The sequence below is a fragment of the Pseudoduganella sp. jia 9 genome (assembly GCF_055502615.1).
Window position 1 is genome coordinate 190,341 of the sequence record NZ_JBUPWE010000013.1, and the last position, 14,940, is coordinate 205,280.

7 protein-coding genes are annotated in these 14,940 nt (G+C 69.5%); 1 reads left to right on the forward strand and 6 read right to left on the reverse strand.

Annotated features, from left to right (window positions below; genetic code table 11):
- Window positions 1-125 precede the first annotated feature (125 nt).
- Complete coding sequence (locus tag ACY34H_RS18765) at window positions 126-2,852, reverse strand: glycosyl hydrolase (RefSeq protein ID WP_464978977.1); 2,727 nt, start codon at window positions 2,850-2,852, stop codon at window positions 126-128.
- A 283-nt stretch (window positions 2,853-3,135) separates the two neighbouring features.
- On the opposite strand from ACY34H_RS18765, the gene ACY34H_RS18770 reads away from it, so the two are divergent.
- The gene (locus ACY34H_RS18770; RefSeq protein ID WP_464978978.1) at window positions 3,136-3,564 is read left to right on the forward strand and encodes a VOC family protein; all 429 of its coding nucleotides are present in this window, start codon (window positions 3,136-3,138) and stop codon (window positions 3,562-3,564) included.
- A 69-nt stretch (window positions 3,565-3,633) separates the two neighbouring features.
- Here ACY34H_RS18770 and ACY34H_RS18775 read toward each other — a convergent pair whose 3' ends face one another.
- The 5 genes from ACY34H_RS18775 to recC all read right to left on the reverse strand — a co-directional run bounded on the left by ACY34H_RS18775 (window position 3,634) and on the right by recC (window position 14,925).
- Complete coding sequence (locus ACY34H_RS18775; RefSeq protein ID WP_464978979.1) at window positions 3,634-4,146, reverse strand: FxDxF family PEP-CTERM protein; 513 nt, start codon at window positions 4,144-4,146, stop codon at window positions 3,634-3,636.
- Window positions 4,147-4,275: 129 nt separating this feature from the next.
- Entirely contained in the window at window positions 4,276-5,739 is a 1,464-nt protein-coding gene (gene zwf / locus ACY34H_RS18780) for a glucose-6-phosphate dehydrogenase (RefSeq protein WP_464978980.1), read from the reverse strand.
- Window positions 5,740-5,859: 120 nt separating this feature from the next.
- On the reverse strand, window positions 5,860-7,863 hold the full coding sequence (gene recD / locus ACY34H_RS18785) for an exodeoxyribonuclease V subunit alpha (protein WP_464978981.1): 2,004 nt from the start codon (window positions 7,861-7,863) through the stop codon (window positions 5,860-5,862).
- The gene (recB, locus tag ACY34H_RS18790; protein ID WP_464978982.1) at window positions 7,856-11,491 is read right to left on the reverse strand and encodes an exodeoxyribonuclease V subunit beta; all 3,636 of its coding nucleotides are present in this window, start codon (window positions 11,489-11,491) and stop codon (window positions 7,856-7,858) included. Before recB ends, recD begins: the two co-directional genes overlap by 8 nt.
- Window positions 11,488-14,925, reverse strand: a complete 3,438-nt coding sequence (gene recC, locus ACY34H_RS18795) for an exodeoxyribonuclease V subunit gamma (protein WP_464978983.1) — start codon at window positions 14,923-14,925, stop codon at window positions 11,488-11,490. Before recC ends, recB begins: the two co-directional genes overlap by 4 nt.
- Window positions 14,926-14,940: the final 15 nt, after the last annotated feature.

Sequence of the window (14,940 nt, forward strand, 5' to 3'; positions counted from 1 at the left end):
CCCGGTGCCGCGCAGCGGAGCTCAACCCAGTCGCCGGCGGCAGCGTTCCGGTGTCGGACACCGGCTCCTGGGTGTCTGACACCGGTTTCGGCGACGATCCATGCTGTTTGCGGGTCTTCGCCAACCTACCGCACCGCTTCCCCCACCAGCGTGACCGGCCCCAGCAATCCTGCCGGCTGCGGCGCGATCTTCGCCGTATCCTGCAGCTCGAAGCGGTTGCCGTAGCGCAGGCGCAGCAGCTTGAAGTCGGGCAGCTCGCGTCCGGCCAGCGCATTCACGCCCAGGTTCGCCACCTTCACCTCGATGTCGTTGTCGCCCGCCTTCAGGAACGGCGTCACGTCGAGCCGGTACGGCGGATGCCACAGCGTGCCGGCGCGCTGGCCGTTCACCGTCACGATCGCAACGTCGCGCAGGGCCGGCTCGTACATCGCCCGCATGCCTGAATGGTGCGCGTGCACGCCGCTGTCCGGCAACGGCGTGCCGGTGCCGAAGTCGAGCGACAGGCGCCTGCCGTCCAGCTGTCCGGCGCCGACGGCGAGCTTGCGGCTGTACACCGCCTGGCCCGAGAAATAGCGCGTTGCCTCGCTGTCGGTCCACGACACCAGCCGGTCCATCGCCACCGGCGGCCGGTCCGGGAAGCGCACCTGCCAGCCGGCCGACAGGTCGGCCAGCACGGCGGCGGCACCGGTCTTCGCTGCCGGCGCGGCGCCCGGCAGCGGCGCGTCGCTCATCACGTACACCACCGATTCGTACGGCGCCAGCTCCAGCGCCGGCGCGGCTGCCGACTGCGTCAGCCTGCCGCTATCGGGATCGAGCCGGGTCGCATGGCGGCGCGGCTGGCGGAATGCCAGGCTGGCCGATACCGGCTGGTTGCTGGTGTTGGCGATGAAATAGATGTCGGCATCGGCCAGCTTGCGGCGCACGAAGCTGACACGGTTATGTGCCTCGCTCAGTTGCACGTCGCCCGGCAGCACGGCCTGCAGCGCGCGGCCCAGTTCCAGGTCGGTGCCGATCTTCGTCACGCCGCGCCGCCCGAACAGCGCGGCCGATGCGCGTTTCACCTCGGCGGTGATGCGCTGCGCATCCCTGAAGCCCGGCGCCAGCGACGGCGTGGCGCCGATCGCGATGATCCTGCCACCGCCTTTCACGTACGCATCCAGTTTCGCCAGCACCTCGGGCGCCAGCCGCGTGACGTTCGGCATCACCAGCACCGGGTAGCGCGCGAGCCCGACGCGCAGCACGGCTTCCGGATCGACATAATCGAGGTTGTGGCCGCTGTCCATGATCTGCTGGACCAGTTCCGGCTTGATGAACTTCGGCATCTCGGCCGACAGCGACGTCTTGCCCGGCCGGTTGACCGCATACACGTCGTCGTTCGGCAGCAGCACGGCCACCTGGTTGGCGGGCGCGCCCTGGCGCAGCAGGTAACTGACCCGGGCCAGGTAGCGGGACACTTCCGGCATCGCCACGTACCACGGCTGGTGGTGGTTGAACACGGCGGCGGCGTACAGCTGGTAGCCGGGTTCCGGCGCGTTCGGCGGCGTGTAGGGCCAGCCGTGGCCGATGATCTGGGTAACACCCTGCACGAACATGCGGTCGGCCTCGGCCTTCATGTCCAGCGGGCTGGCCGTGTGCGCGGGCGAGCGCAGCCAGGTCCACGTTTCGGCCGACACCACCGGCTTGCCGTACAGGTGCGCGGCGGACGACGCCAGCCGCGTGAACGAAAACTGCCGGTACTGCGCGCCCTCGCCCTCGAACAGGTCCTGGTGGCGGAAGCTCGACAGCGATGCCGGCGGTTCGCCGTAGGTCTGCGAGCGGAACCGCGTGCCGTGCCGGTGCGCCCAGTCCGTCACGGGCTTCAGGTAGTTGTCCTCCACCAGTTCGGTCTGCGTGAGCGCCCAGTCGTGCCGCAGCGCGGGCGCGTCGGCGCCCTGGCCTGAAAACACCAGCGGCAGGTAAGGCCGCAGGTCGTAGCCGCGGCGGCGCTCGAACTGTTCGAGGAAATCGCCGGTCCAGTCGGTGCCGTAGCTCTCCAGGCTGTCCGAGAAGATCGCGTAAGGCGGCTGGTCGCCGAACGCCTTCAGCAGCGGTTCGCCGACGTTCTTCAGGTGGTTGTCGATGGCGCGGCGGCTCATGTGATCGAGCACGAAACCTTCGCCGCCCACCGACGGCCGCTTGACCTGCATGCCGGAACGGCTGGCGATGTAGTACACCGCCACGCGCGGCGCGGCGGCCGGGGCCACGGTGCCGCGGCCGTCCGGCGCGTCGGCCAGCGAGGCCGCCGGCAGCGCCTGCAGCCGCGTCGCATCGTATTCTTTCGCCGTGCCGCCGCCGATGAACGCGGCTTCGATCTTCTCGCCTTCGGACACCACCGGCAGCCGGTAGCTGGATGCGCCCGCCGGCACCTCGACCGCCACCACGCGCATCTTGCCGATCGCGTCGCCGATGCCGATGTGCGGGCCGCCGAACGGCCAGCCGCTGCCCAGCGTGAGGTCCACGCGCAGGCCAGCCGCGCGCCCCTTTTCGTTGGCGAAGCGCAGCGCGTCGAGATGTTCCGGCGACAGGAACGGCAGGTTCTTCACGCCGCGCGACGGGTCGTCGAGCGCCATCGGATACACGGCCTGGATCTCCACGCCGCCGATGCCGCCCTCCTTCATCCGCTCGATTTCCAGGGCCAGCTGGTTCTTCTCGACGGCGGGGCCGAACCACCACCAGCGCATCATCGGCCGGGCGTCGGCGGGCGGCGTGGCCAGGTGTTTCGCCACGTCGCCGATACGCTGGAACACGGTCGGGTCATGCGGCGCCGCGTGGGCCAGGCCGGCACACAGCGTGGCCGAAAGCGCGGCGGCCATGGCGCTCCGGCGCAACCGGCCGGGTGAAGCCGCCCGTGGCACGGTTGCGGGGGATCGGTGGACGTGGCGCTGGGGCATGAAGGTCTCCTGTTCTGGTTCGCGGCGGCGGGACATGGCCGCCGGCAGTAATGATGATGACCTTGCGCCGATTTTCCTATGCGCACGTGTCGTTTACGCCGGAATACTCAGCCGATTGATCGTTTGCGCGGCGCCGCGAGCGTGCGACTTCCGGTGGCAAGAACTGCGATACTCCACGGTCCACCAACCCTGTCGGGAGCACAGCATGGAAGCTCAAGAGGTTCACCGCGGCCGCCTGATCGACCACGTCCAGCTGGTCGTCAAAGACCTGGCGGCGTCGCGGAAGTTTTATACGGCGATTTTCGGCGCACTGGATATTCCCATCGGCGGCAGCGCCGATGATTATTTCTGGGTGGACGAGCTGTTCGTGTCCGCGCAGGACAGCGAGACCGCGCAGGGCCAGCTGACGGGCCGCCATCACCTGGCGTTCCAGGCGCGCGACCGCGCCATGGTCGACGCCTTCTACCGGGCCGCGCTCGACGGCGGCGGCCAGGACCACGGCGCGCCGGGCGAAAGGCCCTACCATCCCGGCTACTACGCCGCCTTCGTCATCGACCCGGACGGCAACAACATCGAAGCCGTCTTCCACGGCGAATCGAAGCGCAGCGCGCCGTCGGTACTTATCACGTGGTGATGGCGCCGCCGCTGCCGCAATGACAAAGGGCGCCGCGGCGCCCTTTGTCATGGAAGATGAAGCGACCGGTTACCGCGCGCGGCGGCGCGCCGCGAACGCCAGCACGGACATCCCGCCGAGCAGCATGCCGTAAGTGGCCGGTTCGGACACCGGACTGGCGACATTGAAATCGCCGCCGTAGGAAGCAAACGCCGCCACGCCTGGCACCGCCTTGACGGTGCCATTGATGACCAGCGTCAGCGGACCTGTCACATTGACACCGTCGAGCGAAATAATTGAGCGGCCGAACATCGGATAGAACGTCACATCCAGCGCCACGCCATTCAGCGTGGCGCTGGTGAAGACCATCTGGCCGAGGTTCGTCGCCGTACTGGTCAGCGTACCGTCCACGATGCTGGTCGCGGCCGTGTAATCGGAGAACGTGAACGTATCGCTGAAGTCGCCCGCGCCGTGCCGGCTACCGACCTCATGCGTCGACCAGGTGTATGGGCCACCCACCAGGCCGATATCGAACGTCTCGGCCATCGCGCTGCCGAAAGTGCCGGACAGGGCGGCGGCCAAAACCAGGGAATGCAGTTTCATATCTTGATCTTCTTAAATAATAATTGCTATACGTATAAGTTAAGCAAAATTTAAGGGATTGTCAATGAAACTTGCAATTATTTAATTATCCATGGCGCAAGACAACACGCCCAACGGTGCCGGAACGCCTTACTCGAACCAGCTGAAACCGTCGCGCGCCAGCAGCGCGAACGATTCGGACGGGCCCCAGGTACCGGCCGCGTACGAGCGCGGCTTTTCGTTCAGCGTGCCCCAGCCCTCGATGATCGGATCGGCCCATTCCCACGCCGCTTCCAGCTCGTCGCGGCGCATGAAGTGGGTCAGGCGGCCGCGCACCACGTCGATCAGCAGGCGTTCATAGGCTTCGGCGCGGCGCTGCGTGAAAGCGGAATGCAGGTCGAGATTCAGCGCCACCTGCTGCATGTGCATGCCGCTGCCGGGCTGCTTGGCCATCACCTGCAGCTTGATCGCCTCTTCCGGCTGCAGTTCGATCACCAGCCGGTTGGCGACGCCATCGGTACTTTCCGGGAACAGCGGGAACGGCGGATTGGCGAATTCGATGACGATCTTCGACGAGCGGCGCTCCATGCGCTTGCCGGTGCGCAGGTAGAACGGCACTTTCGACCAGCGCCACGTGTCCACGTAGGTGCGCAGCGCTACAAAGGTTTCGGTGCCGCTGTCCGGCGGCACGTTCTTCTCTTCCAGGTAGCCCGGCACGGCCTGGTTGCCGCTGGCGCCCCGCACATACTGGCCGCGCACCGTGTCGCGCGCGATGGCGGCCAGGTTGAAGCGGCGCAGCGAGCGCAGCACCTTGAGCTTCTCGTCGCGCACCGCATCCGGCGCCAGCGACGCCGGCGGCTCCATGGCGACGATGCACAGCAGTTGCAGCAGGTGGTTCTGCACCATGTCGCGCATCGCGCCGGTGCCGTCGTAGAAGCCGGCGCGGCTGCCGACGCCCACTTCCTCGGCCACCGTAATCTGCACGCTCGAGATGTTCGGCGCGCGCCACAGCGGTTCCAGGATCGAATTGCCGAAGCGCAGCACCATCAGGTTCTGCACCGTTTCCTTGCCCAGGTAATGGTCGATGCGGTAGATCTGCGATTCGGCGAAGTGCTTGCCGACCGCCTCGTTGATTTCCACCGCCGACGCCAGGTCGCTGCCGAGCGGCTTTTCCAGCACCACGCGGGCATTGGCATCGACCAGGCCGGCGGCGGAGAGCTTTTCGCAGATCGTCGTGAACAGCGATGGCGCGGTGGACAGATAGAACACCCGCACGGCACCTTCGCGCGACGCCTTCGCCAGCGCGGCCAGGTCGTCCTGCTGCACGTCGACCCGGACGAACTCCAGCCGGTGCAGGAAGCTGCGCCAGGCGTCGTCGGCGAAGTTGCCTTCCGAAATGAAGCTGCGCGAATGTTCCTCGACGAACGCCAGGTAGGCCTCGCGGTTGAAATCCTGGCGCCCGGTGGAAATGATGCGGGTCGCCTGGGGCAGGTTGCCGTGCAGGTGGGCCATGTACAGCGCCGGCAGCAGCTTGCGCATGGCAAGGTCGCCCATGCCCCCGAAGATGATCATGTCGAGTGGCAGGCTGGTATCTGGTTGTGCGGACGAGGTCATATCGATCGGTTTAGTTAATCAAGGGACAGGTTTGAAAACCTTGCAATGGTATCCGACTCTGCCTCCAGCTGCCTAACCCGCTGCGTTGTGTTCCAGCCTGCGCTCCAGTCTACGTCCCGGCTACGTACCCAGCGCCTGCCGCAATCCGCTGGCGCGCTGGGTGCGCCCGGCGATGGCCTGGTCGAATACGGCGGCGTTCGGCGACACCAGCGTGAAGAACTCGCGGGCGCGCGTGATGCCTGTATAGACGAGTTCCCGCGCCAGCACGGCGTTCGCCTGCGGCGGCAGCACCATCGCCGTGTGCAGGAACTCGGAGCCCTGCGATTTGTGGACCGTCATCGCAAACGCCGTTTCCACGTGGCGCAGCCTGGTCGCCAGCACGCTGCGCACCGCCGCGCCGTCCGAGAACCAGACCCGCAGCGAATCGGGGCGCTGCGGGTCGGGCAGGGTCAGGCCGATGTCGCCGTTGTAGACGCCCGTCCCGTAGTCATTGCGGGTCACCATCACGGGGCGGCCCACGTACCATTCGCCGCGCCGGCGGATCAGCCTTGCGCTCTCCAGCTTGGCCTCGATCGCCTCGTTCAGGCCGGCCACGCCCCATTCGCCTTCGCGCACCGCGCACAGCAGCCGGAACTGCTCGAAGCGCCGCAGCACGTCACCCACCCAGCCTTCGTAATCGGTGCCGGCGCCCGTCCCTTCCTGCACGCGCTCCAGGTAGTCGCGGTAGCCGGCGCCGGCGCCGGGGCGCCCGCCCACCGCGAGCGCCAGCACGTCGCCGGGCCGGGCGCCCTCGATCCATTGCAGCTTGCCGTCGCTGTCGCCGCGCAGCACGTCGCGGGCCGCTTCGGCATCGCCATGGTTGACGGCAAGCGCCAGCTTGCCGATCGGGCCGCCGAAGCGCCGGCTCTGGCGCAGCATCACGATACGCTGCGCCAGCGGGCCGCCATCGCGCTCGCAGAACGCCGGCGGGATCGTCTCGCCGGCGGCGGCCAGCACGTAGTCGCGGGTGGCGGCATCGTAGTTGCCGCTTTCGGCCTGTGCGCACAGGTCGCCCAGCACGGCGCCGGCCTCGACGGAAGCGAGCTGGTCCTTGTCGCCCAGCAGCACCAGCCGGGCATGTGGCGGCAGCGCCGCCAGCAAGGCAGCCATCATTTCCAGGTGCACCATCGACGCCTCGTCGACGATCAGCACGTCCACCTCCAGCGGATTGCCGGCATGGTGGGCGAAGCTGCGCGTGTCCGGGCGCGCACCCAGCAGGCTGTGCAGGGTGCGCGCGCCGCCCATCCGTGCCGCCAGCTCGCGCAGCGGCAGTGCGTCGTCCAGCTTGCCGGCCAGCTCGTCCAGCGCCGTGTCGATCGACTGTTTCAGGCGCGCGGCGGCCTTGCCGGTCGGCGCGGCCAGCGCGATCCGCAAGGCTGGCGCAGCGGCGCCGGCGGTCGCGAACAGCAGCGCCAGCAGCCGCGCTACCGTGTAGGTCTTGCCCGTCCCGGGCCCGCCGGTGATCACGGCCAGCTGGCCGCGCAGCGCGACGGCGCAGGCGATTTTCTGCCAGTCCGGCCCGCCCTCGCGCACCGGGTGGTGGAACAGCTTGTCGAGCCAGCCGCGCACCACCCCGGTATCGACTTGCGTGTTGGCCGCACCGGCCCCGTCGGGGGTGGCGGCGCGCGAACGTACCGAGGCCGCCACGGTCGACTCGTCACGCCAGTAGCGGCGCAGGTACAGGCGCTCGCCATCGAGCACCAGCGGCTGGTTGAAGTCGAGATCGCCCACCGGCCAGACCGGCTCGCAGCCTTGCAGCGCGGCGCGCCAGGCGTCGACGTTCTTCGGCAGCGCGCGGGCTTCCTTCGCGGCGGCAGCCCGCAAGGATGCCCACTCGCCATCGAGCCAGCCCAGTTGCGGCGACGGGTCGCCGGCCAGGTCGGCCAGCACCAGGCAGCTGTGGCCGCGCCCTTCAAGCTCGGACAGCAGCACGCACGCCAGCAGCAGCGGCGGCGGCGTGTGACCCAGCGTGGCCACGAAGCGGGCAAACGCGCCTGCCAGCCGGCGCAGCTTGCCGTTGTCGGTCAGCGCGTCGATCGCATCGAACAGCGCCTGGTGCGCAGGGTCGAACTTCGGGTCAGTCATCGGTATTTCCTTCTCCTGCACGGCGCAGCAGGTCGTCCAGTTCTTCCAGCAATTTCGGGTCGGGTTCCAGTACGTGGCAGCCGCGCGTCGCCGCGTTGCCGATGCCGCGCAGGAAGAAGAACACCGCGCCGCCCAGCTGTGCGGCCGGATCGTAGGCATCGCCCAGGCGGCTCGCCAGCAGGCGATGCAGCGCCAGCAGGTAGATCGCGCCCTGCACGTCGTAGCGGTGCTCGGCCATGCCCTGCGCCAGGGCCCTGGCGTGATACGCGGCATCGTTGCCGCCCAGCGCATTCGACTTGTAGTCCAGCACCCAGTAGCGCCCTTCATGCTCGAACACGAGGTCCGAGAATCCCTTCAGCATGCCGTGCAGCGCGCGCTGCGGCAATGCCGGACGGGGGATGCCGCGGAGCAGGTGGCGCCGGCACAGCGCATCGAGCGCGCCGGTGGCCAGGTGCTCGCTGGGGAACCAGAATTCCATCTCCGGCATCACGGTGCCGATGTCGCGCAAGGCGGCATCCAGTGGCGGCAGCGGCGTCGTCACCGCGGCACGCAACCAGGCCAGGGCGTCATCGAGCCGATGGCCCCAGCCGGCGCGCTCGATACGGCGGCCCATGCGCACCGCGCAGGCGGCATCGTCGATACAGTCGAAGCCTTCCTGCGCCAGCCATTCCAGCTGTTCGTGCAGGAAGTTGCCGGGCACGGAGCCGCGCGGGAAACGGTGCCAAGGCGCCTCGTCGACCCGGCCGGCGGCGACATCGCCGCCGTCGCCTTCCAGCAGCGTTTCCTCCAGCGCACGGCGCGGCGCGGCCTGCGTGCCGCGCGCCAGCGACGTGAAGCTGCCGACCGACCAGTTGCGCTCGAAGCGCGCCGCATACGGCCGCGGTTCCAGCAGCGGCGCGCGCTGCTCGACACGGTCGAGGCGGGTCACCCGCTCGGGGTGGCACAGCGAGGCGATGCCGATCGCGCCGCAATCGCCGGCCAGCTGGCGCCAGCGCTCCTGCAGGCTTTCCGCCGGCAGCGGCGCGCCGCCGGTCAGCAGGTAGCCCAGCGCGGATTCATGCAGCACGTTGCTGCCCTCCTTGCGGGCCGGCAGCGCGGCCACGCCCAGCCACAGGAAGTGGCGGGCACGGGTCAGCGCCACGTACAGCAGTCGCAGGTCTTCCTCGATGCGGGCCGCTTCCACGGCCGCCTGGGCCTCTTCGGACAATGCCATGTCGATGCGGCGCGTGCCTTCGCCATCGGTATATTCGAAGAAGCTGCGGTTGCGCTTGTCCACCTTGCGGGCGGTGACGGCGAACGGCAGGTACACCAGCGGGTACTCCAGCCCCTTCGACTTGTGCACGGTGACCACTTTCACCAGTTCGGCATCCGATTCCAGCCGCAGCACCTGCTCGTCGCCCGTCGCGCCCTCGCCTTCGACCTGTTCGGCCATCCAGCGGATCAGGGCCTGCTCGCCGTCGAGCTGGCGGCTGGCCGATTGCAGCAGTTCGGCCAGGTGCAGCAGGTTCGTCAGGCTGCGTTCGCCGCCCACGTTGCCGGGTGCCAGCAGCGCGGCCGGCAGGCCCAGTTCGTGGATGAAGCGGCGCAGCATCGCCAGCACGCCCTGCCGCTGCCAGACCGTGTGCAGGTTCTTCAACTGCTCGACACGCGCCTCCCACGCCAGTTCGTCGGACGACAGCCGGGCCAGCTCGGCCAGCGGGATGCCGGCCGTGCGGGTGGCGAACGCGGCCCGGGCCAGTGCGCCGTCGAGCGGGTTGGCCAGCGCCGCGAGCCAGCGCAGCACATCCTTCGCCTCGTCGGATTCCAGCACCGAATCCTTGTCGGACAGGTAGACGCTGGGCACGCGCCGCTGCTGCAGCGCGCGCCGGACCGCGGCGGCCTCCCTGCGGTCGCGCACCAGGATCGCGATATCGGCCGGCTCCAGCCGCCTGAAACCATCCGGGCCGGCGAAACCGGTGCCCGGATCGTTCAGCAATCCCACGATATGCTCGGCGCAGTGGTGGGCGAAGAAATCGCGGTAGCCGTCCGCCGTCAGGTCCGGCACTTCGCTGCACGACACGGTCAGGGCCTGCAGCTCGCCGTCCACGCCGACCAGCCGTTCGCCGCGCCCTTTCGCATCGACGGCGTCGAACGGCAGCGGATTGGTGGTGCCGCGCCGGAAGCGGAAGGCGCCCTGCGCGAAGCCGCTGCCGCCCGCGCCCTGTTCGGCGTGCAGGAAGATGCGGTTCACCGCTTCCACCACCTCGCGCGTGGAGCGGTAGTTCGTGCCGAGCTGGTAATGCCTGCCCTCGGTGGCGCGGCGCGCGGCCAGGTAGCTGTGGATATCGGCGCCGCGGAAGCCGTAGATCGACTGTTTCGGATCGCCGATCAGGAACAGGCCGCAGGCCGGATCGTTGTCGGCCACGCGGTACAGCAGGTCGAAGATGCGGTACTGCGACGGCGCGGTATCCTGGAACTCGTCGACCAGCGCGACCGGATACTGCTCGGTGATGCGCTGGCGCAGCGCCGCGCCATTGTCGCCTTCCAGCGCACGCTGCAGCCGCACCAGCATGTCGGCAAAGCCGAACTGCCGGTCGCGCGCCTTCAGTTCGGCCATGCGCGCGGCAATGATGCCGGCGGCGTGGCGGTGCAGCCGGTGCGGCAGCGGCTCGAGCGCCGCCAGCGCCTCCCGCAGCGTTTCAAGGGCCGCGAAATCGTCCGGGATATCGGTGCCGCTGCAGGCCTCGGCGATGCCGGAGGGCACCAGCCTGTTCCAGCCTCCTTTCAGGTCCAGGACCACCATGGCCGGGTCGCCGGCCCACGCACGCAAGGTCGAGAACCAGCCGTCCAGCCAGCGCGACTGGATCAGCTTGCCGTTCAGCTGCTTTGCCGCCTTCGCCCCTTCCAGCCACCGCGCCATGCGGTCGACCCGGTCCATCCAGCCTTCCTTCAGCGCCGCCAGCTGCTGTGCGCGTTCGCGCAGCGACCTGCCGATCAGCGCGCCCAGCGGTTCGGCCGACCGCCAGCCGTCATCGGCCCGTTTCACCAGTTCGCGCAGGCCGCGCTTGAGGCGCTCGACATCCGGCCAGCAATCGAGCAGCGCGCCCAATGCCGGCTCGCGCAGCGGATAGACCTGCTGGCGCCAGTAATCGTGCGCGGCGTCCTCGAACAGCGCCGCTTCGTCGCTGATCAGTTCCTCGTCGAACAGGCTGCCGCTGTCGAACGCATGTTCGCGCAGCATGCGCTGGCACCATGCGTCGATCGTGAAGATGGCCGCCTCGTCCATCGTCTCGGCGGCCAGCATCAGCCGGTGCGCGGCCTGCTGGCGCTGCGTCTCGTCCGGGTAGTCGGCCAGCAGGGCCGCCAGGTAGGGATCGCAATCGGCGAGCTGGCCGCGGAAGCAGCCGGCCGCCTCGACCAGCCGTTCGCGGATGCGGTTCGACAGTTCGCGCGTCGCCGCGCGGGTAAACGTCATCACCAGGATGTCGGCCGGCAGCAGCGGACGGCCGAAAGCGTCGGCGCCGCCGTGGCCCAGCACCAGGCGCAGGTACAGCGCGGCGATGGTCCACGTCTTGCCCGTGCCGGCGCTGGCCTCGATCAGCCGGCTGCCATGCAGCGGGAAGGTCATCGGTTCGAGCAGGCGGCTCATGCGGCACCTCCGTCGATCGGCTGCACTTCGACCGTCGCCAGCCACGCCACCAGCGGGCCGTACAACGCGTGCGCCGTCGCCGTGAAGCCAGGTTCCGCGGCCAGGTCGCCGTACTCGGGCCACAGCCGGTACAGGCAGGGGTCGTCCTTCTCGCCGCGGTACTCGAAGCCGTGTTCGTAGGTGCCACGCGGATCGCCGCCGGACACCAGCGCCAGCGCCGTCTTGCTGGCCACCGGCAGCGGCCCGTCCATGCCGCGGCGCCATAGCCCGACGACGTCGGCCAGCATGCCGCGTGCGGCGGCGCCGTCCATCGGCGGCATCGACAGCACGGCGTCGCGTGCCACCAGCAGGCCGGTGACGGGCACGCCCTGCGCCGCGGCGGCCAGCTGGCGCAGCCACGCGCCGATCAGCTTGTCGCCGCGCGGCTGGCCGGACTTGTCGAGCGCCTTCGACGACATCTGCGCCAGCCACACCTTGGCATCGCCGTCGGCGCGCAGGCCGTCGATCCAGTCTTCCAGGACCACGCCGTTCAGTTCCATGCTCACCGGCAGCCTGGGCGCCGCTTCCGGGTAGGCGCCGCGCAGCTGCAGCCAGGCGCGCCGCACCGGCAGCAGCGCCTCGATCAGGCCGTCGCGCACGCGATCGCCGATCACGCCGATCGGCAGCACGCCTTCGCGCTGCAGGCGGGCCGCCCGCCCCGCCAGGCTGGCGCGCACGTCATCCTCTTCCACGGCGCCATCGTCGTCGAGCATCTCATCTTCGAGGAAGTAGCGCTCCAGCGCATCGAGCACGAACGGTTCCTCGTCCTCGCCGACCAGCGCCGAATCGGCGAAGCGCACGCCGAGCCGCTGGCCGAAGAAGTACTTCACCGGCTGGCGCAGGAACGCCGCCAGGCCGGCCAGCTTCAGGCGGAAGCGCTCATCGAGCTCGAACGGCGCGAGTTCATGCTGTGCGCGTTCTTGCTGCGCCAATTCATGCTGTGCGGGTTCGTGCGGCGGCTGGCCGCCCGGCGCCGCCGCCGTTGTTCCCGGCGCGTGGGCCGAGCGCCATTCCGCCGCGTAGGTGAGCAGGCCGCCCTGTTCGAAGTAGCGCCGCGAGAACGGCTGCAGCGCGTGCTCGACCGTGCGTTCGTGCAGGTCGAGGTGCCAGCCGGCCTTCAGGTAATCGAGCAGCTGCGCCACCAGCACCGACGGCGGCTGTTCGCTGTTGTCGCGCGCGTTGCGGCCGCACCAGCTCACGTACAGCACGTCGCGCGCGGCCAGCACCGCTTCCAGCATCAGGTAGCGGTCGTCGTCGCGCCGCGAACGGTCGCCGGGGCGCGCCATGCCGGGCAGCGCCAGCAGGTCGAAATCGGCGCGGCTGGCGCGGCGCGGGAAATCGCCATCGTTCATGCCCAGCAGGCAGACCATCCGGAACGGCACGGCGCGCATCGGCATCAGCGTGCAGAAGGTGACGCCGCCGGACACGAACTGGTGCTCCAGCGAGGGTTCGTCCAGTGCGTCCAGCCACGCTTCGCGCAGCACCGACAGCGGCACCGGCTCGTCGAAGCCGGCGCCGTCGCAGGTTTCCAGCCATGCATTGAGCGTGGCATCGAGTTCGTTCATCGTCAGCCGGTCGGCTTCGTCGCGGGCATCGAAGAACGTGGCCAGCAGCGCACGCGCCTCCTCGCCCCATGCGGCCGGCGTGCGCGGCTGCGCCAGCCGTTCGCGCCAGTCCAGCAGGGCTTCGACCAGCTGGGCCAGCGATCCGGCCAGCGCGGCATCGAGTCCGCCCACCTCGCCGTACGGTTCGATGTCGCCGAAGGCGCCGCCCGCGCCGCTGGCATAGCCGAGCAGCATGCGGCGGATGCCGAAGATCCAGGCGTTCTGTTCTCCGGTGGGCTCCAGGCCCAGGCCGGCGCGGTGCGCGCGGTCCAGGCCCCAGCGCACGCCGGCGCCTTCGATCCAGCGGCCCAGGACCGGCAGGTCGTCGTCGGCCAGGCCGAAGCGCACCGCAAGCGCGGGCACGTCCAGCAGGTCGCGCACTTCGCTTTGCCGGCAGCGCTGCTGCGGCAGCCGCAGCAGCCACTCCAGCGCCACCAGCAGCGGGTTGACGCTGCGGTCGTTGACGTCGCCGATCTCGAACGGGATATGGCGCGGATCGCCCTTCCTGTACTGGCCGAACACGGCGTGGATGGCCGCCGTGAACACACCGATATCCGGCACCATCACGACGATGTCGCGCGGCCGCAGCGCCGGGTCGGCGGCGAAGCGCGCCAGCAGCTGGTCGTGCAGCACTTCCACTTCGCGCTGCACGCTGTGGGCGATGTGGAACACGATCGAGCGGTCGTCGCTGTCCGGCACCGGGAAATGGTGCTCGGACAGCGGCAGCATGTCGCGCACCGCGCCCTGCAGCTGCTCGAGCAGCGTGGCGCCGTCGCCGTCGCTGAACAGGTCCACGCGCAGGTGCCCGGCGTCGGCGCCGGAGGCTTCGTCGAATTCGTCCAGCATGCGCACGTAGTCGCGCCCCTGCCGGCCCCAGCTCGCCAGCAGCGGGTGGCTGTGGGCGTGCAGCGCCTCGATCGGCACCTGCGCCAGGTCGACGCCGTTGCGATGCGGATGGCGGCGCCGCGCGGCACGCAGCAGGTCGCGGCCATCGATGATGTCGCCCCAGTAGAAACGGCAGGGGTTCGGCACCGCCACGATCACCTGGGTGAACCGGGCCAGCGCGGCCAGGGCCTGCAGGGTCTGGTACGGCAAGGCGGAAACCCCGAACAGCACAACGCGACGGGGCAGCCGGCCGGCCGGCTGCGCGCCGCTGTCCACGGCGCGCAGGAATGCCGTGTGCACGCCGGCGCGGCCCAGCGTGCGCTCCTCTTCCGGCACGCTGGCGATGATGGCGCGCCACAGCGCGGCCTGCCAGCGCTGGCCTTCGGGCAGCGGGTAGTGCACGCCGCGCGGGCAGCACATCCGGTCGCGCCCCGCCGCCCAGTCTTCCAGCCAGTCGGCGCGGTAGACCTGGTACTGGTCGAACAGATCGGACAGCCGCTCGGCCAGTTGCAGCCGGCGTTCCTGGCAGCCCCCCTTGAGGAAATGGCGCAAGGGCTCGAACGCGTCGTCGCGCAGCAGCGCCGGCAGCAGGCGCATCAGCCGCCAGGTCAGCGGCCCCTTGTCGAAGGCCGCGATGCGCGGCACGCGGTCGCGGCCCAGCATTGCCCGGTAGGCTTCCCACAGGAAACGCGCCGGCAGTGCGACGCGGGTGGCGGCGCACACGCCGGCCTGTTCGGCCAGCGCGATCTTCAGCCATTCGGCCACGCCGTTCGACTGCACCAGCAGCACGTCCGTTTCAAGCGGGGCGAGCGGATTGGCGTGCAGCCATTGGAACACGGCGGCACGCAGCTGTTCGAGCTGGTTGCCGTGCAGGATCAGTAAGCCGGGAGCGATGCCAGTTGCCATGGTGTGTTCTTGGTC